Here is a 20,469-nt window from a genome sequence, read left to right as displayed (position 1 = left end):
CGCGGCGGCGTACTGTGCCCGTCATGACCACCACAACCAGCCCGAGACCAGGCCCGGGCCCCGTCCTCTCCGCCCGCGCCCTCAACCGCGCGACCCTCGCGCGGCAGCTCCTGCTCCGGCGTACCCCGATGTCCGCGAAGCACGCCGTCGAGCACCTCGTCGGACTCCAGGCCCAGAACACCAAGCCGCCCTACGTCGCGCTCGCCGCCCGCCTCGACGGCTTCCGGCCCGAGGAGCTCTCCGGGCTCCTGGAGTCCCGTGAGGCCGCCCGGATCGTCACCCTGCGTTCCACCATCCACCTGCACACCGCCGACGACGTGCTGCGTCTGCGCCCCCTGGTCCAGCCGGCGCGGGAACGGGAGGTGCAGCTGTTCCGCAAGGGCCTCGCCGGCGTCGACCTGGAGCGGCTGGCCGGCCTCGCGCGCACGCTCGTGGAGGAACGGCCCCGTACGCCGAAGGAGATCCGCGAGGCGCTGCTGGAGCGCTGGCCGGACGCCGACCCGCTCGCCCTGACCGTCGCCGCACGCTGCCTGCTGCCGCTCGTCCAGGTCACCCCGCGGGGCCTGTGGGGCCGCAGCGGCCAGGTCACCCTCACCACCGCCGAGGCGTGGCTCGGGCGCGCGACGGAGCCCTCCGCCACGGCCGACGCGACCGCGCTGCGCTACCTCGCGGCCTTCGGCCCCGCCTCCGTCAAGGACATGCAGACCTGGTCGGGGCTGACCCGGCTGCGCGAGGCGTTCGAGCGGCTGCGGCCCCGCCTGCTGACCTTCCGCGACGAGTCCGGGACCGAGCTCTTCGACCTGCCCGACGCGCCCCGCCCCGACCCGGACACCCCCGCCCCGCCGCGCCTCCTGCCCGAGTTCGACAACCTGCTGCTCTCGCACGCCGACCGCACCCGCGTCGTACCACGGGAGTACAAGGACCGCACCTGGAAGGGCAACCAGGCGTACCGCACCTTCCTCGTCGACGGCTTCCTCGCCGGGATCTGGCAGCTGGAGGAGGGCAAGGGCAGGGCGGCCACGGTCACCGTGCAGCCGTTCGGGACGCTGACGCGCGAGCAGCGCGCCGCCGTCGCGGAGGAGGCCGAGCGGACCCTCACCACGCTGTCGTACGCCGTGGACGTACGGTTCGGGGAGTTCGCTCCGTAGCCGATCGGGGGTAGTGAGACTCCGGCGACTTACTGCGGAGGAGGACACATGGTGAGGCGGGGCACTGCGACGGGCGCCACGGAGGAGTTCCGGGCCGCCCGGGACTTCCTGCTGCGGCACCGGGAGGACTACGAGACGGCGTACAAGGGGTTCGTCTGGCCGCGGCCGGAGCGGTTCAACTGGGCGCTGGACTGGTTCGACGTCATCGCCCGGGGCAACGACGCAACCGCGCTGCACATCGTCGAGGAGGACGGCACCGCGACGCGCCTGTCCTTCGCCGAGATGTCCGAGCGTTCCGACCGGGTCGCCAACTGGCTGCGCGGGCTCGGCGTACGGCCCGGGGACCGGGTCCTCGTCATGCTCGGCAACCAGGTCGAGCTGTGGGAGACCGCCCTCGCCGCGATGAAGCTGCGCGCCGTCGTCATCCCCGCGACACCCCTGCTCGGTCCGGCCGACCTGGCCGACCGCGTGGAGCGCGGGCGGGCGCGGCACGTCATCGTGCGCGCCGAGGACACCGCCAAGTTCCGGGACGTGCCGGGGAACTACACCCCCATCGCCGTCGGTGCGCGGGTCCCGCACTGGATCCCTTACGCGGACGCCTACGGGGCGTGCGTACCCTTCGTGCCGCACGGCGACACCTCGGCCGACGACCCCCTGGTGCTGTACTTCACGTCCGGTACGACGTCGCTGCCCAAACTCGTCGAGCACACCCATCTGTCGTACCCGGTAGGGCACTTGGCGACGATGTACTGGATCGGGCTCAAGCCGGGCGACGTGCACCTGAACATCTCCTCGCCCGGCTGGGCCAAGCACGCCTGGTCCAACCTCTTCGCGCCCTGGAACGCCGAGGCCACCGTCTTCATCCACAACTACACGCGCTTCGACGCCGCCCGCCTGATGGCGGAGATGGACCGCCACGGCGTCACCAGTTTCTGCGCGCCGCCCACCGTGTGGCGCATGCTCATCCAGGCCGACCTGTCCGCCCTGAACACGCCGCCCCGCGAGGTCGTCGCGGCCGGCGAGCCGCTCAACCCCGAGGTCATCGAGACCGTACGGCGCGAGTGGGGCGTGACGATCCGGGACGGCTTCGGGCAGACCGAGACCGCCGTGCAGGTCTCCAACAGCCCCGGCCAGCTGCTGAAGGCGGGCTCCATGGGCCGGCCGAGCCCCGGCTTCCGTGTCGAGCTGCTCGATCCGGCGACCGGGGAGCCGGGCGCGGCGGAGGGCGAGATCGCGCTGGACCTGTCGGCCCGGCCCGTGGGCCTGATGACCGGCTACCACGGCGACCCGGAGCGTACGGCCGAGGCCATGGCGGACGGCTTCTACCGCACCGGGGACATCGCCGCGCGCGACGAGGACGGCTACCTCACCTACATCGGCCGGGCCGATGACGTCTTCAAGGCGTCAAGATCAGGTGCAATATCTTTCCTAATGACCGTAGCGGCCTGACCTGCACAAACGCAAGATCGGGCCCCAGACGCGACGAAGCCCCCGCGCTCCGAGAGGGAGCCGGGGGCTTCGTCATGCCATCTCAGACCCTCACACCGGCTGGTATGCGACGCTCAGCCGCCACCACTCACCACCACCCGGAGTGATCCGCCGGCCGATGGCCTCCGAGGTGTAGGCGGGCATCTCGGGGAGGAACCACACTGCCAGCGTGCCGCCCGTCGCAAGGGTCAGGGCCGCCCAGCGGCGCACCCCCTCTTCGGCCGGGAGAGTCACATGATCGACCCCGTTCTCGGCGATGAACGAGACCGTCACCCGACCGTCCCGCTCGATCGTCCACCGAGCCTGTGACTCCTTCGCCAGCGCAATCTCGTCCCTCGGCGCGAAGCGGTGTCGACGGAGAAAATCGTCGACCTCCGGCCGCGCTTCCCGGCCCATGTGCACGAGTGCAAGCGCCGGCTGCAAACCACCGCCAGCTTCGGGCGCCCCAGTCGGAACAGCCGCCGCCGCCGGCACCCCGTTGAAGGACACCAGCGGCACCAGCCGCTGCGTGCGACGTCGATCGTTCATGGAGTCCCGCTCACTCGTCATAGGACGGTTCGATCTCGCCGTCGTCGCAGCAGATCGAGGTCTCGTCCTCAACCTCCTCGCCGCACGAGTTGCAGAAGAAGTAGACCGGCTCCCGCTCTTCCTCCGTCACCGCTGCTCCCGTGCCTCGATCGCCTCGTCCTCGGCCGTACGGAGCGACAGGACCAGTTGACCAGCCGGCGACGTCAGGTCCTCCGCCGCGCCGACCAGGCTGACCGCCACGCCGAACCTGTTCGCCCGAGCCACCAGCGCTTGAACGGGGTGAGACTGCCGACCGAACTCCGTGGTCTTGGTAGCGACGAGAACATCGAACTTTCGGAGAGAGATGTCGTTCATGACGTCGAGAAGTACGTCCATCTGCCCCATTCCCTCGTAGTGCGCCACGACCGTGTAGCCCCGCTCTGCGGCCCACGCCTCGCACTGCGCTCGACTGGCCAGCGCTGCGTCCGGGGTGTTCCCCTTGACGAAGATCGCGGCCCGCATCTGCTCACTCACTGGAATCCCCCTCAGCGTCCTTCTTGCGGACCCACTCGGCGTGGGCCTCGGCGACCCGCGCCTTCCACGACTGCCACGCCTCGTACGTCGGCAGCGTCTCCGGGATGCTCTCACCGATCAGCGTCCTGGCGAACTCACCCAGGACGATCTCCGGGACACCGCTGGTGTACCACCCGTAGTGCCGGCCGCCCCGGATGGTCGTCTGGGTCGGCGAACCGTCCTCCAGCACCTCCCGGATGAATCGGGGGTCCGGGGTGAAGCGCCAGTTGTGCTCCACCATGTACCGGATCGTGTCCATCTCGTCGTCGGTCAGCCGAAGACCCGGCTTGCGCTCGTTCATGCTCTCTCCTCTCAATGGCGGAGGAGCCTGTCAGAGTCCACTGGCAGGCTCCTCCGCTTGTTCGGGTTGATCAGCCCTCGGACTTCCTCAGATCCCGCAGTTCACGGCTGAGGTCGGCGCCGAGCTTCACGAACTCGGTCACGTCTTCCACTCGTGGTCGCCGGGCCTTCTTGCTCTTGCCGGATGGCTTGACCGGCGGTCGGTACACCTCGGCGTCCTGCGGGTTGCTGCCGGCGTACGACACGGTGTGCAGCACCTGCGTGAGGTACTTGCGCAGCCACGTCGCCAGCCGGGTGATGTCCCGCTCGCCCAGGTCGTCGCTGAAGTGGAAGCCGCTCACCGTCCGGGCGACTGCCTCAGAGACCGTCGTGGACTCGCCGTCGAGAGGCACCGTGCACCGCAGTGTCTGGAGCACCAGACCCTCCGGCGTCGAGATGTACCCGACGAACATCACGCCCAGGTCCTCGAACCGGTCGTCGCCCATCGAGCACAGGAGTTCCCCACGGCTCCAGCGCCCGAAGGTGTGGGCGACGAGGGGGATGCCGATCTGCTGCCGGTAGTACTGCGTGTCCTCGTCCGAGAAGTCTGGGGTGGTGAGGACGATCAGAGGGTTCCTGTAGCGGAGCCCTCTCACGGCAGCCTTCGGAAGCTCAGCCGGCGACTCCGACAGAGCGGCCAGGAGGTACTCGTCCATCGCGAGAACCACCTTGTCACTCCGCCACAGCTCATGAATCGCGGCGTCACGACCCATGGCCGCCATCTCGCGGCGGTCGGCCGGGTCCCACGGGATCAACCCCGTCGGCACCTCCTTGATGCCGGCCATCACGTACGGCACCAGCGCCCGCAAATTCGGGTACCGGCTCACACCTCCCTGGATGTGTGACTGCATGGCCTTGACCATCTCTCTGGCCAACTCCAGCGTCTTCCTGTCGGTGCGCTGTTCCATTCCCTCTCCTCTCAAACAGCAGAGGGCCCCGCCGGACCACCCGGCAGGACCCTCTCTCTGCTGCGTTGTGCTACTTGCCCGACTGCGCCTTCTCGAAGGCGTCGCGGACATCGGCCGGCACACGACCGCGGTTCTTCAGCTCGGGCCAGCCGTTCGACCTGGCCCACGCCCGGATCGTTGCCGAGTCGGCGCTGACCTCGGTGCGCTTCCCGGCAGCCGACTTACCGCGTCGGCCCGAGACCTTGCGCCCCGCCTCGACGTAGGGCTCCACGATGCTGCGGAGCTTGTTCGCGTTGGCGGTGGTGAGGTCGATTTCATACGACTTCCCGTCCAGCGCGAAGGTGACGGTCTCGTCCGCCTCCGTGCCGTCCAGGTCGTCGATCAGCAGAACCTGAACCTTCTGCGCCACTGTGTGCCTCTCCTCGCGTTTCCTTGCGAGGCAAACCACCTCGCACGGGGCTGCGTACTCCTGGCCCCTTCAGGCACTCCCCGACGGAGTGAGAGAGCGCGTGGTGACGCCGGGGAGGTCCTGAACGGATCAGGAGATGGCCGGGGCCTCCGGGAGGAGAGGTGTGGTGACCGGAGGCCCCTGGTGCCCTGGCCGGGAATCGAACCCGGCCTACGCCTCAGGGCTGCTCTGTCTTCAGAGCATCTTGGATGGTCGCAAGTTCCTTCTCCAGGTTCTTGCGGATCTCACCCATCTCTTGATCAAGCGCGTGGCGTCGGCGCAGGACTTCTGCCAGCTTCGCCGACAGCTCCTTCTCCTCCTCCGCCAGCCGGCTGTCCTGCGCCTTGAGCGCCTCCAGACGCTCCCGAGCGATGGTGGCCGCCGTGCGAGTCTCGTCGGACTTCTTGGTACGAGCCCTCCGGGCGACCTCTTCCTGGATCCGCCGGTACTCGTCGAATTCCGCAGTGACGACATACTTCGTGGTCACATCTCCCCGCTTCGTCATGACGATCTCGGGGAACGAGGCGTGTCGGTTCTTCCAACTGTTCACCGTCTGCACGCGCACGCCGGCACGCTTGGCCAGCTCGGAGAGGGAGGACAGCTCAGACTCCCGGCCCCGAAACTCGGGCCGGTGCCATTCGACCTGCTCTTCCACGGCGCTCCTCTCGCACACGACGGTAGACATAACCTACCTCCGTGCCGCGAGGGTGCTGACCAGCTCAGCGGCCCAGGAGTGCAGCACGTCGGCTGGCATCGAGGGGCGGTACTCGCGCACCAGCTCATCGATCCGGACCTCTCGCTGCATCCCGTCGGTCAGCTCGGCCTCCACGTCGGAGGACACCACGACGTCCGCTTGCAGCGACGTGACCCCGAGCGACACCGTCTGGCCGTCCTCGGCCAGCAACATCATGGCGTCCGCCAGCGGGCGCACGCCGTCCGCGCCGACCGCGACGATCCGGAGCTTGCTCAGTTCCTTCATGTTCTTCTCCTCTCACCAACTGACTGCCATCGTCAGGCCCCGGAAACCACTCCGGGACGACCTCCCTCCAGGAGGTTTCGGCTTTGTTGGTGGTGCGCCGGCTAGTCGACCGGCACCACGATGCCCTCCGCCTGCTCACCGAAGAGCGCGGCATTCACCAGGATCGGAGGGATCCACTTCGTCTTCTTGAATGCCCGACCCGGACCCCACAGGAAGGTGTGCGGGTGTCCCCGCCGCACGTGAGGGATCACGCTCTTCCCGGTTCGGACGCTCGCCTGGCGCAGTCGCTCCACCTTCTCGTGGAAGGAGCGGATCGCCGGACCGATGCGCCATCCGATCTTGATGACCTGTGCTGATCTCTCGGGCCGACCGCCCCCCTTCCGCTTGCGCGGAGGAGCCACCGTCGCCGTACGCTCGATGTCGGGCTTGTCGCAGCACAGGTACAGCAGGTGTGCGACCACGACCGTGGAAAGCCGACGGATGTAGTCGGCGAGGGCTTCGTCGCCCGGAGTTGCCTCCGATCCGACCACCGCCTCACGAACGACCGCTCCTCCATCGATCATCTTCCGCACCGTCGTATTGCCGGCCGCCGTAGGAGCGAACAGCTCGACGTGGGTCGGGTACGGACGGACGCCGCCTTTCTCGTCGTAGCAGTCGACGACCGCGACGATCAGGTACGGCGCACCTTCGTGCTCCGAGACCGCGGCAGAGCTGATGACCTGGTTGGGAGACGGGCGGGCGGCCACCAGGAAACCCCGGAGCGCCGCCTGCTCGCCCTGCTCGTTGGTCACCTCGATCGGCTCGCGGAAGACGAACATGGGGTTGGGGTGCGGGAGCTGCCGCAGCACTTCGCCGGGGAACTCCGCGTCCATGTCCATGTCCATCAGGCTGGCGGACAGATCGGGGTCGATGTCGTAGACGACCTTGGTCTGCCCCCAGAGCCGGGTTGCTCCGACGATGCACGCCGATGCGAGCATCGACGCGGCTTCGCCTTCGCTGGCCGGCCTCGGGAGGCTGTCGACATCCGCCTTCAGACCCATAACCATCCGGACCAGCGGCATCAGCCCGAGCCGTCGTAGATTCGACTCGTGGGCGTGAGCGATGCCGCTGACGAGCTTTGTGGCCACCGCGGATCCGGTCATCCAGTACGGCCGCTGTATGTCACTCGTGCTCATGCGCTCTCTCCTCTCAGTACTGACGGCTGCCGTCGTCAGGCCGTGGGCACCACCCCACGACGACGCCTCCCGGCGTTTCGGCTTGGTTGGAACGGTGGTCAGAGGTCGACACCGATGCAGTGCCAGGGACCTCCGTTGATCGAGCGGTACAGTTCGCGCGACTTGCACACCACGCCCTTGTGGAGCCAGGACCGGTGCACGACCTTGATCCGGATCCCCTTCACGCGAGCCGCCCGTACTGCTCGCGGACGTCACGCTCGTGTCCGGGGCAGAACTCCATGTCGTGCCCCTTCGGGTAGACGCAGTACTCCGACCATGGCAGCCCATAGGCGACCTGGTAGCCGCACTCGTCTTCCTTGACCTGGTCCTCGTCGCGGACGACCGGAGGCTTGAGGGGCTTTGCTTCGCCGGCGAGGAGGGCACGCCACGCCTTGTTCAGAGCGGTGGCGTCCTCCTCGGTGAGGTCGTAGAGCCCGTAGAACTCCAGCGCGTTGCCGGTCTCCAGGAAGTCGAGGTGGGACAGGGCGTACTCGTAGCCCTGGCCGTTGCCTTCCTCGGCGTAGACCTGACCGAGGACGCAGAAGTACCCGTGGTTGATGTCGAGCAGGTCGAGTTCGATGCGCTCCTGCCAGTCCTCCGGACCGACCTCACCCATCAGCTCGAAGCCGTTGGATGCCCGCTGCTCAGCGGACAGGGTCTCAACACCCATTGCTCTCTCCTCTCAAAGCTGACTCAGCGGCTGCCTTCGTCAGGCCCACGGCACCACCCGTGGACGACGCCTCCCGGCGTTTCGGCTGTTGGATCAGATCTCGTGCTTGAGCGGGGTGAGGGTGGACAGCAGCAGGGCCGCTGCGGACTTCACCGCGTCGCCCGTGTCCCAGAACTTCTGGAAGTACTCGTCGAGGATCTTGCGATCCACGGCTTCGGAGTCGGTCTCGTCGCCGTACTCGTCGCGGTGCTGGTCACGGAAGTCCATCCAGGCGCCGTCCACGGCCTCCCACTGGGTGACCGCGGCCAGGAGTGCCTTCAGGCGCTCTTCGGCCGTCTCGTTGAAGCCGAACAGCGGGCGGATGGTCACCAGCGGATGCTCGTCGATGTGGCCAGCCAGACGGGAGGACGGGTCCTCCTCCGGCTGCCACCGCTCGGTCAACTCGTACTCGACGTCACGAGCCACCTCGGACGCGAGGACGACCGGATTGGCATCGGCGTCCACGCACAAGTCGACGTAGCCGGCGAAGTGCACCCGTACAGTCCTCAGGTTGTCGCTCATGTGCTCTCTCCTCTCGAAGCTGACTTCAGCTTTGGCTGCCTTCGTCAGGCCCACGGCACCACCCGTGGACGACCTCCCTTCAGGAGGTTTCGGCTTGGTTGGATCAGGACTCGGTGAGCACCTTGGACGCGACCTTGGCCAGGTACCTCTCCTTGCTGGCGGCGAGGGCCTGCTGCTCCTTGACTTCGTTGGCCACTCCCGCCGTGAACGCATCCAGCAGGTAGCGGGTGAGTTCGGCGGAGCGCGGGATGTCCATCGCGTCAGGCAGGTACATCTCGCTGGTGGGCGGAAGGATCCCCAGGCGCGTGAACGCCTCGACCAGGGACCACTGCCAGCCCTCCGCCGTGGACGTCGGGCACAGGCCCAACTCCATGTCGCCTGCCATCACGAAGCACACCGAAAGGTCGTCGATCCGCATCGCCGCCTCGTCCCACTCGACGTCGAACACCTCCGAGATGCCGAAGTAGCTGTTCTCGGCGGGGTGCTTGTCGCGGCTGAAGCTGGTGTAGTGCTGTCGCCAGTCGTTCAGGACCACCTTGTGGGTGTAGAGGTCCCAGGGGTCCTCGAACTCGCCCACGAAGTGGACCCGTCGGCCGGCCAGACCCTGCAACTCCTCGACCGGAATCCGGCCGGGCTCGGGAACGTGAGACCACGCCCACGCGCCGCCGCCGAGGTCGTACAGACCGTCCTCGTCGGGATCGACGATCGTCGTGTACTGCGAGGGACTGTCGGTCGGACCCCACGCCCAGCCCACCATCAGCACGATGGCGACCCGTTCGCGGGACGCGTCCTCCCCGGCGAGCGCCGGGAAGTCCATGTCGACGACGTGCACGCTGTCCCAGCTCCTCCCGCACTCACGGGCCATCTGCTGGGTGTGCGCGGCTACCTCGCGAACCTGGTCCAGAGTGAACCGGGGCCGCAGGAAGCCGTTCCACTTGTCGTCCAGATCGGCCACCGCTTCGAAGAGCGGCGAGTCGTCGAGCCGGACGCGCACAGACTGCATAGACATAAACTCTCTCCTCTCAAAGCTGACTCAGCGGCTGCCGTCGTCAGGCCGCGGGCACCACCCCACGACGACCTCCCTTCAGGAGGTTTCGGCGATGTTGAACGAGGTCAGGAGACGATGCTCCCCAGACCCTTGATGAGCTTCTTGACGCGCTTCGCGGCGCGCGGGACGTCCTCCACGCCCCAGTCGCCCGCGAGGAGCTGCTCGCCCTCACGGTCGATGGACCAGGCCCAGGCAGGCCACGTGGTCACGTACAGGGTGTCCGTGTCGTTCAGCTTGACGATCGAGGCCCAGCAGTTGCCGCCCGTGTTGGTGGAGTCGGCGTTGATGCCGAGCAGACGTAGTTCGTTCGTCATGCGCTCGCACTCGTCCTGCTCGGACCACTCCTCGTCGAGCAGACCGGACTGGTGGTAGTTCTCCGTGGGGGAGGCCACCAGTTCCGGCAAGCCCTTGAATGCGGCGAGGACCTTGTAGTTCTCGTAGAGGTCGACGCGTGACGACTCCTCGCCCAGTCCCATGTCCACTCCCGGAAGCTCACGCTTGTAGCGCATGTGCTCGAAGAGGTCGCGGGGCGACCGCTGCCGGCCGCTGACAATGATCGGCTTGGCTTCGGCATCGCCGTTCTGCGTCACGACGATCGTCCAGAACGGGTTCAGACCCATGTGCTCTCTCCTCTCAAAGCTGACTCAGCGGCTGCCGTCGTCAGGCCGCAGGCACCACCCTGCGACGACCTCCCTTCAGGAGGTTTCGGCGTTGTTGGATCAGATGTACGTGGCGTAGTGGGCCAGGTCCTCGGCCATGGGGAACACGTCCATCTCGTAGTCCCCGACCAGGTGGTCATGGTCGGCCTGCTTCTTGTCCAGGACGCAGCCGTCCGCGTCCCGGTTGTCCTTGTCGGCCTCGTCGTACGCCTTGATCAGCTCGACGATCTCCTGGAGCTTCGCCCAGAACGTGGACTGGAGCCGGAGATCGAATCGGCCGTAGTCGAAGTCATCCCTGTAGACACCCTCGAATGAACGCTCGGCGTCCACGTAGCAGTCGACGTCCCACTCCCGGCGGATGTGGGTGGACAGAGCGATGGACCACGCCTGTTGCTGCGACTCGGCCCTCACCGCGTAGGAGACGGGGCCCCGGCCGTCATGGCGGCTGGAGCAGGCGATGGCGACCGTGAAGTCACGCTCCTCACGCTGCGTGTGATCCACGCACTGGTACAGCGGACGGCTGTCGAAGATGCTGGAGACAGGACGCTCACTCAGACGCTCGTCCCGCTCCTGGATCTTGCGAACGGCGGCCCACGCTGCCTGATTCGTCCGGAATCCCAGGAACTCGGACTGCTCGCCCTTGCCCTGGCCATCCGGCAGAGCCGCCCAGCCGCGGTTGGTCCTGGCAACGTACCCAGACCACTGCCCGCCCTCGGCGCGAACCCCATCGAGAATGTGCTCTCCGTTGCTCATTGCTCTCTCCTCTCAAAGCTGACTCAGCGGCTGCCGTCGTCAGGCCGCGGGCACCACCCCGCGACGACGCCTCCCGGCGTTTCGGCTTGTAATCAGTCGACCTTCCACGCAATGTCTGGGAACAACGAGCGGATCGTCTGGTCCGCGAAGACGCTCGCGGCCTCCCAAGACGCACTGGACGGGTCATTGGCCCAGATGTGCCACCCCTCGGAGCACGAAGCGTGCTTGCGAGCGAGGATCTGCAAAACGTCCTGGACAGTCAGGTTCTTGGGAAGTTCCTGATCGTTGTCGAGGGCGTGTGCGAACTCCTCAAACAGCGCCTGCGCAAGGCAGGCTCCGTCCACCTCAAAGGTGACGGACAGACGCGCGACAGTGCCGCGTCCGAGCGCATCCTCGACGACCTCATAGGTCGCCGGCTGCACCCTGTCCATGTCGTTGACGGACACGTTCTCTCCTCTCAAAGCTGACTCAGCGGCTGCCTTCGTCAGGCCCACGGCACCACCCGTAGACGACGCCTCCCGGCGTTTCGGCTTGTTGGATCACAGCTCGAAGTGGACCTTTTCGTCGCGGATGAACACGTACCCGACCGGCCAGCGACTGGACGCCCGGTGGAGTGCTCGACGCGCTCGCTTGGGGAGCCGCTTGTCGACTCTGAAGCTGCGCCCCGGAACCCCCCAGCGTCCCCGCTTGGACTGCCAGAACAACTGGCCCGCCGACTCAGCAGGAAGGAGCGCTAGGTGCTCCTTGTTCATCTCGACGAACTCACGGCACATCTGCATCCAGCGCTCGCGCGCCCTGTCGTCTGCGATGTCCGCGACGGTCACGTGCTCGACCGCCTCCCACTCGTCTCCGCCGACCCCGTTCTCATCCGGGTTCGACTCCCACCACAGCGCCTCGCCGAGTGCCCAGCGGGCGAACTCGTCGATGTAGGCGGACCAGGTGGACGCATCCTGGGACTGCTCATCCATGTGCTCTCTCCTCTCAGACTGAATCAAGCGGCTGCCTTCATCAGGCCCACGGCACCACCCGTGGACGACCTCCCTTCAGGAGGTTTCGGCATGTGGTTGATCGGATCAGGGGACGTGAATCTCCCCGAACAGGGACATCAGGCTGGCGATGTTCTGAGCGGCCTTCGCGGGGTCGCTCTTCGGCCACGTACCGCCGAACACAGGCTCCTGCTCGCTGTTCTGGATGTCCCAGTAGTAGCCGTTGTCGTAGCCGTCCGGAGCCGAGGACCACAGGAAGTAACCGGCGGCCATCTCGACCTGGGCGACCCAGCAGCCACCCCCGGTGTGGTACGCCTCGGCGGTGATGCCGTGCGCCTCCAGCTCCCGGATCAGCGCCTTGACGTCGTCCTCCCTGGGCTGGTCGGCGTCCACGACGTCCGGAGTGGAGTCGTGGTAGTTCGCCCAGCCGTGAGAGAACGTGAAGTGGTCCGTACGCCACTTCTCGCGGCTGGGAGCCGACGAGATGTAGTGCGGGAACGTCTCGAACAGCGTCGGGACGGACACTTCGGTCGGAGTCTTGGCGCTGTGGCGGCCGGACATCCAGATGGCTGCCATGTCCTTGGACAGGTACTCCTGCATCCCCTTGATCGCAGCGCGCCGGACTTCGTCCTCGTCGACCCCGTTGAGGCCGACGGTGACGTTCAGGACGCCAACGAAGGGAATCGCGAGTTCCTTGTCCTTCATGGACTCGTGCATGTGCTCTCTCCTCTCAAAGCTGACTCAGCGGCTGCCGTCGTCAGGCCGCGGGCACCACCCCGCGACGACGCCTCCCGGCGTTTCGGCAATAAGGCATGACGGATCCGCCGGCCGGTATGCATGGCAAGCCGGCGAGGTCGTCAGTACTCCCCGTTCTCGTAGCAGTCCCCGTGGAGCGGCATGCGCTCGTAGCACGGGTGACCGAAGTCCTCACCGCAGTTGGAGAAGACTCCGTGCTGCTCCTGAAGCTCCTCCGTGATGTACTCCGGAGCGGACTCCTTGAAAGGGTTCTGGTCGGACAGATCCGCAGGACAGGTCCACACCGTGTCCTCTTCGGTCAGCTTGACGAACTGGCCGCAAGCGGGGCAGGGAGCGTCGTAGAACGCGTCTTTCCGCTCGACGAGCTTTCCGCCGTCCCACACGTCGATGGCACCGATCCAGGTGACGCCGATTCGGGCGCCCAGGATCTTCTCCTCGATGAGGGCAGCGATATCTGCGTCGTCACACTCCACGGCACCGATGTGGCCGTTGTCAGCGGACCGGACCTGGAGGGTCACACCCATAGAGCTCTCTCCTCTCAAAGCTGACTCAGCGGCTGCCTTCGTCAGGCCGTGGGCACCACCCCACGACGACCTCCTCTCAGGAGGTTTCGGCATTGAAGATCAGGACTTGGGAACCTTGGTCAGGAACTCCCAGTCCACGGGGTCGTCCTTGTTCTCCTCCGGCACGTCCATCTCGACTCCGGTGGGACACAGCTCGGATCCCCAGTACGTGGGACCGATCGCCTTGATCACCCCTCGGAAGGACCGCTCCTCGCCGTTCGAACCGCGAGTCGCGCAAACCACCTCGTCGCCCACGGACAGCCTTTTGCCGCTGTACGTGAATGAGGGGACCTGACCGATGTACGACTCGTCTTCCGTGAAGTACATGGCCTCCTTCTCGGCGGCCCTGACCGCGATCGGACCCCACCGGCACTCCAGCCACGCTTGCATCGCAGCGATGGCCGCACCGATGAGCTTCGGGTCGTAGAAGTAGCCGCCCATGGCGTCGCGCTGGACGTAGGAGTCGACCAACCCAAGACCCTCGGCAAACTTCACCAGAGCCTCGCCCCGTTCATACAGGGACGGAGGGGTGGACTCGACAGCCTTACGCCAGTCGTCCCAGTGGGGGTTCGGGATGCCGACCACGTTCGGGTCGACCAGCCAGTAACCCTCACAGCCGATCACGACGCTGGAGCCGACCAGCACATGTCCATCCGGATCGGACGGGGCGACGTGAGTGTCGCACTCCGTGCAGACGGACGTCAGGTACGACTCGATGAGCGCGAGGGGCGCCTGACGAATCGCGCTCAGGTACGCCTCGACACTGCCGTCCATAACTCTCTCCTCTCAAAGCTGACTCAGCGGCTGCCGTCGTCAGGCCGCGGGCACCACCCCGCGACGACGCCTCCCGGCGTTTCGGCAATTGGGCACGGCGAGGCCGGCCGGCAAAGGGCATACCTCAGCCGGCGAGCCTGCGACCGCGGATCAGAGCAGGTCCAGAAGCGGGTTCTCCGAGATCTCGTAGAGGATCAACTCGCCCATGTCCCAGACGAAGGCGTACCCGTCCGGAGCGTGCTCCTGGAGGTACTCCGTCGCCTGGTCGGACAGTTCTCCCTGCCCGTGGATCGCGTCCCAGTGCTCCTCCTTCTCGGCGAACGAGAAGGAGGCGCCGGACTCCCGGTACGCGTCCATCGCTTCCCGGTAGTCCTCAGGCACGACGAACCCGTACTCCTCAGCCCGGAGGACGACACGGTAGGCGTTGTGCCAGCCCATGCGTCCGTCGAGCCAGGTTCCGGCCATGTCCGGAGTGATCTCCGGAGCCATGACGTCGCTCATGTGCTCTCTCCTCTCAGACCGACAATGGCTGCCATCGTCAGGCCCCGGACACCACTCCGGGACGACCTCCTTTCGGAGGTTTCGGCATGTTGGATCAGATGTTGATGGGCACGGCGTCGCGCTCCGGCTCCCAGTGCCCCATGGCCGACGAGATCAGATGGTCGACGTCCACCCCGGCGGAGTGCGCCAGGTGCAGCAGGTCGGTCATGAAGTCGGTCAGGACCTCGTACGCGAGGTCGCCCGTCTCCACGTCACGCATGTCGTCGTTCGCCAGGGCGGCACCGTTGTACCGCTGGCCGTACTCGCGGACCGCCGGGAAGACACGCTTCCCCTTCTCGGTCGACAGTGAATCCGTGTAGATACCGTCGGAGGCGATGTATCCGCTGCTCGTCATAGCTCTCTCCTCTCATGGACTGACTCAGCAATTGGCTGCCATCGTCAGGCCCCAGGAACCACCCTGGGACGACCTCCTTTCGGGAGGTTTCGGCGATTGGACTACTTCCCGTGCTCCTTGCGCAGGCGGCGGTACTCCCGCGCGGGCACCTTGATCTTGTCGGTGGCCAGCAGCGAGTCGGGGTCGAACCCGGCCTCGCGCAACGCCTGCCGACCGGCGTACCCCTCGTCCACGAAGCGGACGGGGATGCCGAGCGACGAGTGGACCAGCCAGCCACGGCGGGGGTTCCCGTTGATGTCGTTGTCCGCAGCGATGTAGACCGCGAACTGGGCCGCCTGCTGGACTTCCTGCGTGGCCATAGCTCTAGCTCTCTCCTCTCAAGGAACTGACTCAAGCGGCTGCCGTCATCAGGCCGTGGGCACCACCCCACGACGACGCCTCCCGGCGTTTCGGCACTTGGGTACGACGGATCCGTCGGCATGAGGGCACGCCTAGCCGGCGGCCCTCATGACCGAGACCGTTCAATCAGGTACGGACGAGCGCTCGCAGATCGGCGGGCAGGCTCTCGTACAGGGGCGCCGCCTCCTGATCGAACTTCTCACCCTGGACCTTGTGCTCCTCCGCCTCCTTGAGCAGGCGCGCGTACTTGCTCATCTCGCTGTCGCGCTTGCTCGCCTTGAGGAGGTAGACACTGAAGTCGTCCCACCCTTGGTGCTCCTTGGCGAACACGTCGAGGGCATCGGCCACGGCCTGACGCATCAGGTCGTAGGTCTTGGTCCTGTACTCCACCTGTGCACGTCGGTCGTTGCGGAACCCACCCCGATACGGGGACTCCTCCGAGTGCCACAGGTCCAGGTTCGTGCCGCTCGCGTAGTCGGCCTTGGACAGGTCACGGAAGTACACCGTCTGGTGCACCGCGTAGGCACGCCCCCGGATCGTCCAGTGATCAACGTGTCCGGGGTCTGCCTCGAACGTTGGGTCGGAGGCGATGCGCACCCGTGGACGCAGTTCGGTGACGTTGCCCCGCTCCCAGTCGTGGAAGCTGTCTTCCTTGGCCGAGGACACCGCGACCAACAATTTGCCGTATCGGGTGTCCACGGTGACGGGGTTGGTCTCCGGGTTCATTACTCTCTCCTCTCAAAACTGACTCAGCTTTGGCTGCCTTCGTCAGGCCGCGGACACCACTCCGCGACGACGCCTCCCGGCGTTTCGGCATGTTGGATCAGAACTGCCACGCGTCGACACGCAGGCCGGCGCAGCAGTTGGGGCAGACGGGGTTCGCGACCAGGTCGTCGAACGACACCTCTTCGGCGTCGTCGATCTCCTCGCCGCTACGGTCGATGCGCTTGACGTGCTGTCCGCCGGATTCGATGTCGAAGACGACGTCCTCGCACTCAGTGCAGTACGCCGTGGCCTTGTCATCGTCCAGCAGGTAAGCGGGCTCGTGGCAGGACACGTGGAACACGGTCGGACGTGAGAACGCCCGGTAGCCGTTTTCCTGGTGCCACAGGGCGACGTACGTCTCGTCCTCGTACCGGAAGAACTGGCCCTTGACTCCGTTGGGCATGAACGACTCATAGCCGTCCGTGTCGATGCCGGAGATGTAGGGGGACCCGAAGTACTTGTCCGTGAGGGACTGCGCCCAGAGTTCCAACGACTCCCCGTCCGCAGAGGACGGGTCGCCGTAGACCGGATACTCCTGACGGTTGTCCATGACCCACTGGACGAACTTCTGGTCCAGCTCTCGGTGGTAGTCCACGCGCTTGGCGTAGAACTTCACCCCGTCGAGAACGATCGTGTCGCTGCCCTTGTTGAAGCGCGCGTCGACATGCGGCTCCATAGCCGGCGGGTTCGTGAACAGTTTGTTCAGGGCCGCCTCCGTGGAGTCGTACAGAAAGTCGGACGCAACCATCTCAAGGGTCTGCGCAGACATAGCTCTCTCCTCTCGTGGCAGGACACCACTCCTGCGACCCCGACCCACTGGGTCGGACGCTCCCGGCCTAACGCCTATTTAGAGTCGCCGGGACGACTATTCGGACTTACTTACCGAGCCATGACAGGTCATAGAGGACCCGAAGGGTGGGTTGATTCACATTGCGGTATAGGCCGGGGAGGTCCAGGCGGACCCAGTACTTGTCCTCCAGAATCCGCAGAATCTCACGCAGCCGCTCTTCCTGGTCACGGGCGTAGTCGTCGTCCTTGATGTCCAGATAGGAGATCCACAGAACTTGGACTTCGCCCTCCTCCAGCCCGTTGACGGGTCGGATCTCATATCCAGACCGGTGTTCCTTGCGGACCACCTGTGGGATACCGGCGTGATACAGGTGCACCTTCACTGTGTGGCCGAATCCCAGCTTCCCGTCGGGAAACTCGTGGACTCTGGCCGCAATGATCGGCATATCGCTCTCTCCTCTCGACAGGGAACCACCCCTGCGACCCCGTACGGAATTCCGTACGGACGCACTCGGCCTAACGCCTGTTTAAAGTCGCCGAGTCGACTGTTAGGCGGCCATACGAAGGCCCGCCCAAAACTGCTTCCACGCACGCTGAATCACGTGGTGGATGTGCGCATCCTCCTCGTCCGTGAACCCGTAGAGGTGGGCGGACGGTTCGATACGCTCTCCCGAGTAGTGGTCACGGAGGTACGACCCCTCGTGGTGATAGAACCAGTCGGCACCCTCGTCGTAGGCGCAGTCGGCGTCACGAATGGCGTCGATTGCGAGCTTGACGGGGTTGTCCCACGGACCCGTTACGCTCTTCGGCGTGCAGTCCACCACCTCATAGGTCTGAAGCGGACCGGGACCGAAGGTGCCGTTCGGAAGGCGCGGCGCACCATAGTCGCCGTCGATGATCATGTCCGTCGTGAAGTACGTTCGGTAGACCACCACGAACTTGCACGGACGGCCGTCGGTGCGGGAGTGCGGAGCACGAAGACTGACGTTCCGCCGCTTGCAGTTAGGGCACTGCTTCCACGCACCGGACCGACGTGACATTCTGCGCTCGGACCAGTTCATCGGGCTGATGCTCATAACTCTCTCCTCTCAGAACTGAATCAAGCGGCTGCCTTCATCAGGCCTCGGACACCACTCCGAGACGACTCCCGACAGGGAGTTTCGGCATTCGAATTTGTGCATGACAGGGCCGCCGGCATACGGGTATAACTCAGCCGGCTAGCCCTGCCCGCCTAGCTAGATCGCCTTACCCATCATGATGTCGTTCCACTTCTTCCGGCGCGTTACAGAGGACTTCCAGATTTGTGAGGAACGAGTGACACCATTCGTGGTGCAGGTGATCCAGTACACCTGTCCGTCCGGGTTCGTCGCGGAATGCTGCCGATAGACGGAGCCCCCGAGAACGAACCGCTTGTCCTCTCCGGCGAGAAAAGCCGGGGACGACACCATGACGGTCGTGTATTCGTCTTGCATTGCTCTCTACCTCTCAAGATAGACAGGGCACCACCCCTGCCTCGCAGCACTGCTGCGACCCCGTGCAGAATTCTGCACGGACGCTCCCGGCCTAACGCCTGTTTATGGTCGCCGGGACGACCTCAGCCACAGTCCATGAACAGCACGCCGTAAGGCGTCTCGATGAACTCGGACATGCAGCCGTGGGTGACGTCGTCCAGCACATCGGACCACCGAAGCGTCCCGTCGGATTGCAGGTACTTCGTTACGTCCACGGACAGGTTCCCGATTCGGGCTGCATGGATGAGCGCATCCGTCCGGTCCTTTCCGATGCCCCTGAAACGGTCCTCGTTACCGAGCACCCATGAGGCGTCGTCATCCCAGTCGTACGGATCCTGCACCACGGCTTTCTTGCCTGCCCACATAAGTGCGTTGGACAGAACCACATCAGCCATTGCCCTCTACCTCTCATGGGTGACCAACGGACACCACATCCGTTGGCTCTCGGCTACAGCAGGGGATTCGGCTAATGAGACCTAGCACCCTGCTGCGCCGTAGTGCATGAGATTGTCCGTCGGTAAAACGGACCAAACTAAGAGAGGGTAGGGGCACCGCAGAATCTCGGTGCCCCCGATCGCGCACGGATAAATCCGGCGCGATATGAGAGAGAGTGACGCTACGGGTAACGGTGGCGGTACCTCTTACTGCTCTTGCCACCACACTTCTACGCACTGCCCGCACACGTGCTGTGAAAGCCACAGGCGAACAGATACGCGCATAAGACCCCGGACTATAATCCTTCGGCGACAGTAGGCAGACTTCACCCCTGTGGCATGCGCGCCCTATCGGCACGTTGACCGATAGTGGGGAATCCTCATTCCCCTTGCAGAAACGTCGTTACCGTTCCCGTGCGTCAAGCTAGCGAGCGACGAATAAGGACATGAGTGCGCACGTTTGGTTTCACGACACGTCCCCGAGCAACCCATCGCTTAATGGCACCTATGACTCATGCGTAAAGACGGTACATAGGTAGATGGACCCTAGACGTGGCGTGCCTATGGCACTGCCACTCACTCGCTTATCTCGCCTGCCCTTCCGGGCGGCTCGCTAGCGCTCCACTTTTGAGTTCTCAAACAACGGCCGCTTCCTTTGTACTCACCGCCCGTTTTGCGGGTGGCTTTCCTCCGTGCGGTTTTCTTCGGTGTCTGCTCTCGGGACCTCCGTTTCCGGCGGTCCGTCCTGCTGACAAAGAAGACTCTAGGGGGTGCGTAGCGGTAAGCACAAGTTCAATCTGCTTACCGATCCGCGCACGTGGTTCCCGTAGCACTCGACACCCCCTGTGACCTGCAATGGGTGACCGGCCGTGACGTAAAACTACTTTCCGTTACCAAGGATCGCCGGCGACTGCCTTGCGGCTTATGGGTAGCTATGTCCGTTTCTCGCGATGCTTGGCGGCGTGCGCACGTGATCCCTGGCAGCTCTCGGCGGCCCTGAAAATCGGGGGTGCGTAGTGGTCGGCATGCTCCCTAGGGCATGCACCACTTAGGGCATGCGTGCGGCTCTCAGCGGCTCTCTGTGCTCGCTACGGCTCTCGGGTGCCTACGGCTCTCGCCATGGCTGCACAACGGCTCTCAGCGGCTTTCGGTGCCGTTCGCGCGCTGCGGCTCTCGGTGCGGCTCTCAGAGGCTGTCGCAATGCCCTACGGCTCTCGGTGCCTTACGGCCGTTCCCGTGCCGTACAGCGGCTCTCAGCGGCTCTCGCGATGCCCTACGGCTCTCGCGTGCTCTCGGCAGGAA

General features: G+C 65.4%; 29 protein-coding genes, 17 other RNA genes and 1 pseudogene. 2 read left to right on the top strand and 45 right to left on the bottom strand.

Going from position 1 to position 20,469, the window contains the following annotated elements:
* Positions 1-23 precede the first annotated feature (23 nt).
* Positions 24-1,148, top strand: a complete 1,125-nt coding sequence (locus AB0A69_RS08265) for a winged helix DNA-binding domain-containing protein (RefSeq protein WP_361416706.1) — start codon at positions 24-26, stop codon at positions 1,146-1,148.
* A gap of 48 nt (positions 1,149-1,196) precedes the next feature.
* Positions 1,197-2,555 (top strand): annotated as a pseudogene (locus tag AB0A69_RS08260) (AMP-binding protein); the annotation flags it as partial.
* 132 nt (positions 2,556-2,687) lie between these two features.
* On the opposite strand, the gene AB0A69_RS08255 reads toward AB0A69_RS08260, so the two are convergent.
* From AB0A69_RS08255 to AB0A69_RS08035, 45 genes are all read right to left on the bottom strand, one after another.
* A complete protein-coding gene (locus AB0A69_RS08255; RefSeq protein WP_361416703.1) occupies positions 2,688-3,164 on the bottom strand; it encodes a hypothetical protein in 477 nt (158 codons plus the stop codon).
* Between the two features lie 126 nt (positions 3,165-3,290).
* Positions 3,291-3,677, bottom strand: coding sequence for a recombinase family protein (locus AB0A69_RS08250; protein WP_361416700.1), 387 nt, complete (start codon positions 3,675-3,677; stop codon positions 3,291-3,293).
* The gene (locus tag AB0A69_RS08245; protein WP_361416698.1) at positions 3,670-4,017 is read right to left on the bottom strand and encodes a hypothetical protein; all 348 of its coding nucleotides are present in this window, start codon (positions 4,015-4,017) and stop codon (positions 3,670-3,672) included. The genes AB0A69_RS08250 and AB0A69_RS08245 overlap by 8 nt, the downstream gene beginning before the upstream one ends.
* 70 nt (positions 4,018-4,087) lie before the next feature.
* The gene (locus AB0A69_RS08240) at positions 4,088-4,963 is read right to left on the bottom strand and encodes a hypothetical protein (RefSeq protein ID WP_361416695.1); all 876 of its coding nucleotides are present in this window, start codon (positions 4,961-4,963) and stop codon (positions 4,088-4,090) included.
* A 70-nt stretch (positions 4,964-5,033) separates the two neighbouring features.
* Positions 5,034-5,372, bottom strand: a complete 339-nt coding sequence (locus AB0A69_RS08235; RefSeq protein WP_361416692.1) for an Lsr2 family protein — start codon at positions 5,370-5,372, stop codon at positions 5,034-5,036.
* Positions 5,373-5,589: 217 nt separating this feature from the next.
* On the bottom strand, positions 5,590-6,066 hold the full coding sequence (locus tag AB0A69_RS08230) for a hypothetical protein (RefSeq protein ID WP_361416689.1): 477 nt from the start codon (positions 6,064-6,066) through the stop codon (positions 5,590-5,592).
* Between the two features lie 33 nt (positions 6,067-6,099).
* Entirely contained in the window at positions 6,100-6,390 is a 291-nt protein-coding gene (locus AB0A69_RS08225) for a hypothetical protein (RefSeq protein WP_361416686.1), read from the bottom strand.
* Positions 6,391-6,407: 17 nt separating this feature from the next.
* An RNA gene (locus AB0A69_RS08220) (hammerhead ribozyme type II) lies at positions 6,408-6,473 on the bottom strand.
* A gap of 18 nt (positions 6,474-6,491) precedes the next feature.
* The gene (locus AB0A69_RS08215; protein WP_361416683.1) at positions 6,492-7,532 is read right to left on the bottom strand and encodes a hypothetical protein; all 1,041 of its coding nucleotides are present in this window, start codon (positions 7,530-7,532) and stop codon (positions 6,492-6,494) included.
* Between the two features lie 53 nt (positions 7,533-7,585).
* An RNA gene (locus AB0A69_RS08210) (hammerhead ribozyme type II) lies at positions 7,586-7,648 on the bottom strand.
* A 15-nt stretch (positions 7,649-7,663) separates the two neighbouring features.
* Positions 7,664-7,789 (bottom strand): hypothetical protein, encoded by a 126-nt coding sequence (locus AB0A69_RS08205; RefSeq protein WP_361416680.1) that lies wholly within the window; start codon positions 7,787-7,789, stop codon positions 7,664-7,666.
* Positions 7,786-8,274, bottom strand: coding sequence for a hypothetical protein (locus AB0A69_RS08200; protein ID WP_361416677.1), 489 nt, complete (start codon positions 8,272-8,274; stop codon positions 7,786-7,788). The genes AB0A69_RS08205 and AB0A69_RS08200 overlap by 4 nt, the downstream gene beginning before the upstream one ends.
* 24 nt (positions 8,275-8,298) lie before the next feature.
* Positions 8,299-8,361: hammerhead ribozyme type II (locus AB0A69_RS08195), an RNA gene on the bottom strand.
* Between the two features lie 6 nt (positions 8,362-8,367).
* The gene (locus AB0A69_RS08190) at positions 8,368-8,835 is read right to left on the bottom strand and encodes a hypothetical protein (protein WP_361416674.1); all 468 of its coding nucleotides are present in this window, start codon (positions 8,833-8,835) and stop codon (positions 8,368-8,370) included.
* A 29-nt stretch (positions 8,836-8,864) separates the two neighbouring features.
* An RNA gene (locus tag AB0A69_RS08185) (hammerhead ribozyme type II) lies at positions 8,865-8,930 on the bottom strand.
* Positions 8,931-8,938: 8 nt separating this feature from the next.
* Entirely contained in the window at positions 8,939-9,844 is a 906-nt protein-coding gene (locus AB0A69_RS08180; RefSeq protein ID WP_361416671.1) for a hypothetical protein, read from the bottom strand.
* A gap of 25 nt (positions 9,845-9,869) precedes the next feature.
* Positions 9,870-9,935, bottom strand: an RNA gene (locus AB0A69_RS08175) — hammerhead ribozyme type II.
* 13 nt (positions 9,936-9,948) lie between these two features.
* Entirely contained in the window at positions 9,949-10,503 is a 555-nt protein-coding gene (locus tag AB0A69_RS08170; RefSeq protein ID WP_361416668.1) for a hypothetical protein, read from the bottom strand.
* 25 nt (positions 10,504-10,528) lie between these two features.
* Positions 10,529-10,594: hammerhead ribozyme type II (locus AB0A69_RS08165), an RNA gene on the bottom strand.
* An 8-nt stretch (positions 10,595-10,602) separates the two neighbouring features.
* On the bottom strand, positions 10,603-11,295 hold the full coding sequence (locus AB0A69_RS08160) for a hypothetical protein (RefSeq protein WP_361416665.1): 693 nt from the start codon (positions 11,293-11,295) through the stop codon (positions 10,603-10,605).
* A 24-nt stretch (positions 11,296-11,319) separates the two neighbouring features.
* An RNA gene (locus tag AB0A69_RS08155) (hammerhead ribozyme type II) lies at positions 11,320-11,382 on the bottom strand.
* A gap of 5 nt (positions 11,383-11,387) precedes the next feature.
* Positions 11,388-11,741, bottom strand: a complete 354-nt coding sequence (locus AB0A69_RS08150) for a hypothetical protein (RefSeq protein ID WP_361416662.1) — start codon at positions 11,739-11,741, stop codon at positions 11,388-11,390.
* Between the two features lie 23 nt (positions 11,742-11,764).
* Positions 11,765-11,827: hammerhead ribozyme type II (locus AB0A69_RS08145), an RNA gene on the bottom strand.
* A gap of 7 nt (positions 11,828-11,834) precedes the next feature.
* Entirely contained in the window at positions 11,835-12,263 is a 429-nt protein-coding gene (locus AB0A69_RS08140; protein WP_361416660.1) for a hypothetical protein, read from the bottom strand.
* A gap of 25 nt (positions 12,264-12,288) precedes the next feature.
* Positions 12,289-12,354, bottom strand: an RNA gene (locus AB0A69_RS08135) — hammerhead ribozyme type II.
* Positions 12,355-12,368: 14 nt separating this feature from the next.
* Positions 12,369-12,998: a hypothetical protein gene (locus tag AB0A69_RS08130; protein WP_361416657.1), complete on the bottom strand. Its 630-nt coding sequence runs from the start codon at positions 12,996-12,998 to the stop codon at positions 12,369-12,371.
* Positions 12,999-13,023: 25 nt separating this feature from the next.
* Positions 13,024-13,086, bottom strand: an RNA gene (locus tag AB0A69_RS08125) — hammerhead ribozyme type II.
* 52 nt (positions 13,087-13,138) lie between these two features.
* Positions 13,139-13,555, bottom strand: coding sequence for a hypothetical protein (locus AB0A69_RS08120; RefSeq protein ID WP_361416654.1), 417 nt, complete (start codon positions 13,553-13,555; stop codon positions 13,139-13,141).
* Positions 13,556-13,587: 32 nt separating this feature from the next.
* Positions 13,588-13,653: hammerhead ribozyme type II (locus AB0A69_RS08115), an RNA gene on the bottom strand.
* A 7-nt stretch (positions 13,654-13,660) separates the two neighbouring features.
* Positions 13,661-14,374 carry a hypothetical protein gene (locus AB0A69_RS08110; RefSeq protein ID WP_361416651.1) on the bottom strand — a complete coding sequence of 238 codons (714 nt, stop codon included), beginning with the start codon at positions 14,372-14,374 and terminating at the stop codon, positions 13,661-13,663.
* Positions 14,375-14,398: 24 nt separating this feature from the next.
* Positions 14,399-14,461: hammerhead ribozyme type II (locus AB0A69_RS08105), an RNA gene on the bottom strand.
* A 63-nt stretch (positions 14,462-14,524) separates the two neighbouring features.
* Complete coding sequence (locus tag AB0A69_RS08100) at positions 14,525-14,875, bottom strand: hypothetical protein (RefSeq protein ID WP_361416648.1); 351 nt, start codon at positions 14,873-14,875, stop codon at positions 14,525-14,527.
* A gap of 22 nt (positions 14,876-14,897) precedes the next feature.
* Positions 14,898-14,962: hammerhead ribozyme type II (locus AB0A69_RS08095), an RNA gene on the bottom strand.
* Positions 14,963-14,969: 7 nt separating this feature from the next.
* A complete protein-coding gene (locus AB0A69_RS08090; RefSeq protein ID WP_361416645.1) occupies positions 14,970-15,269 on the bottom strand; it encodes a hypothetical protein in 300 nt (99 codons plus the stop codon).
* Positions 15,270-15,298: 29 nt separating this feature from the next.
* An RNA gene (locus AB0A69_RS08085) (hammerhead ribozyme type II) lies at positions 15,299-15,364 on the bottom strand.
* A gap of 6 nt (positions 15,365-15,370) precedes the next feature.
* Entirely contained in the window at positions 15,371-15,628 is a 258-nt protein-coding gene (locus tag AB0A69_RS08080) for a hypothetical protein (protein WP_361416642.1), read from the bottom strand.
* Between the two features lie 33 nt (positions 15,629-15,661).
* Positions 15,662-15,724: hammerhead ribozyme type II (locus tag AB0A69_RS08075), an RNA gene on the bottom strand.
* A 70-nt stretch (positions 15,725-15,794) separates the two neighbouring features.
* Positions 15,795-16,394, bottom strand: a complete 600-nt coding sequence (locus AB0A69_RS08070) for a hypothetical protein (RefSeq protein ID WP_361416639.1) — start codon at positions 16,392-16,394, stop codon at positions 15,795-15,797.
* Positions 16,395-16,421: 27 nt separating this feature from the next.
* An RNA gene (locus tag AB0A69_RS08065) (hammerhead ribozyme type II) lies at positions 16,422-16,484 on the bottom strand.
* Between the two features lie 7 nt (positions 16,485-16,491).
* Positions 16,492-17,202 (bottom strand): hypothetical protein, encoded by a 711-nt coding sequence (locus tag AB0A69_RS08060; RefSeq protein ID WP_361416636.1) that lies wholly within the window; start codon positions 17,200-17,202, stop codon positions 16,492-16,494.
* A 106-nt stretch (positions 17,203-17,308) separates the two neighbouring features.
* Complete coding sequence (locus AB0A69_RS08055; RefSeq protein ID WP_361416633.1) at positions 17,309-17,668, bottom strand: hypothetical protein; 360 nt, start codon at positions 17,666-17,668, stop codon at positions 17,309-17,311.
* A 102-nt stretch (positions 17,669-17,770) separates the two neighbouring features.
* Entirely contained in the window at positions 17,771-18,298 is a 528-nt protein-coding gene (locus tag AB0A69_RS08050) for a hypothetical protein (RefSeq protein WP_361416630.1), read from the bottom strand.
* Between the two features lie 25 nt (positions 18,299-18,323).
* An RNA gene (locus AB0A69_RS08045) (hammerhead ribozyme type II) lies at positions 18,324-18,388 on the bottom strand.
* Positions 18,389-18,457: 69 nt separating this feature from the next.
* On the bottom strand, positions 18,458-18,694 hold the full coding sequence (locus AB0A69_RS08040) for a hypothetical protein (protein WP_361416627.1): 237 nt from the start codon (positions 18,692-18,694) through the stop codon (positions 18,458-18,460).
* A gap of 122 nt (positions 18,695-18,816) precedes the next feature.
* Positions 18,817-19,128 carry a hypothetical protein gene (locus AB0A69_RS08035; protein ID WP_361416624.1) on the bottom strand — a complete coding sequence of 104 codons (312 nt, stop codon included), beginning with the start codon at positions 19,126-19,128 and terminating at the stop codon, positions 18,817-18,819.
* Positions 19,129-20,469: the final 1,341 nt, after the last annotated feature.

Source organism: Streptomyces sp. NPDC045431 (assembly GCF_040646655.1).
In the GTDB taxonomy this organism is placed as follows: Bacteria; Actinomycetota; Actinomycetes; order Streptomycetales; family Streptomycetaceae; genus Streptomyces.
The sequence above is the reverse complement of the archived record's forward strand: the minus strand, read 5'-3'. Positions and strand labels throughout refer to the sequence as shown.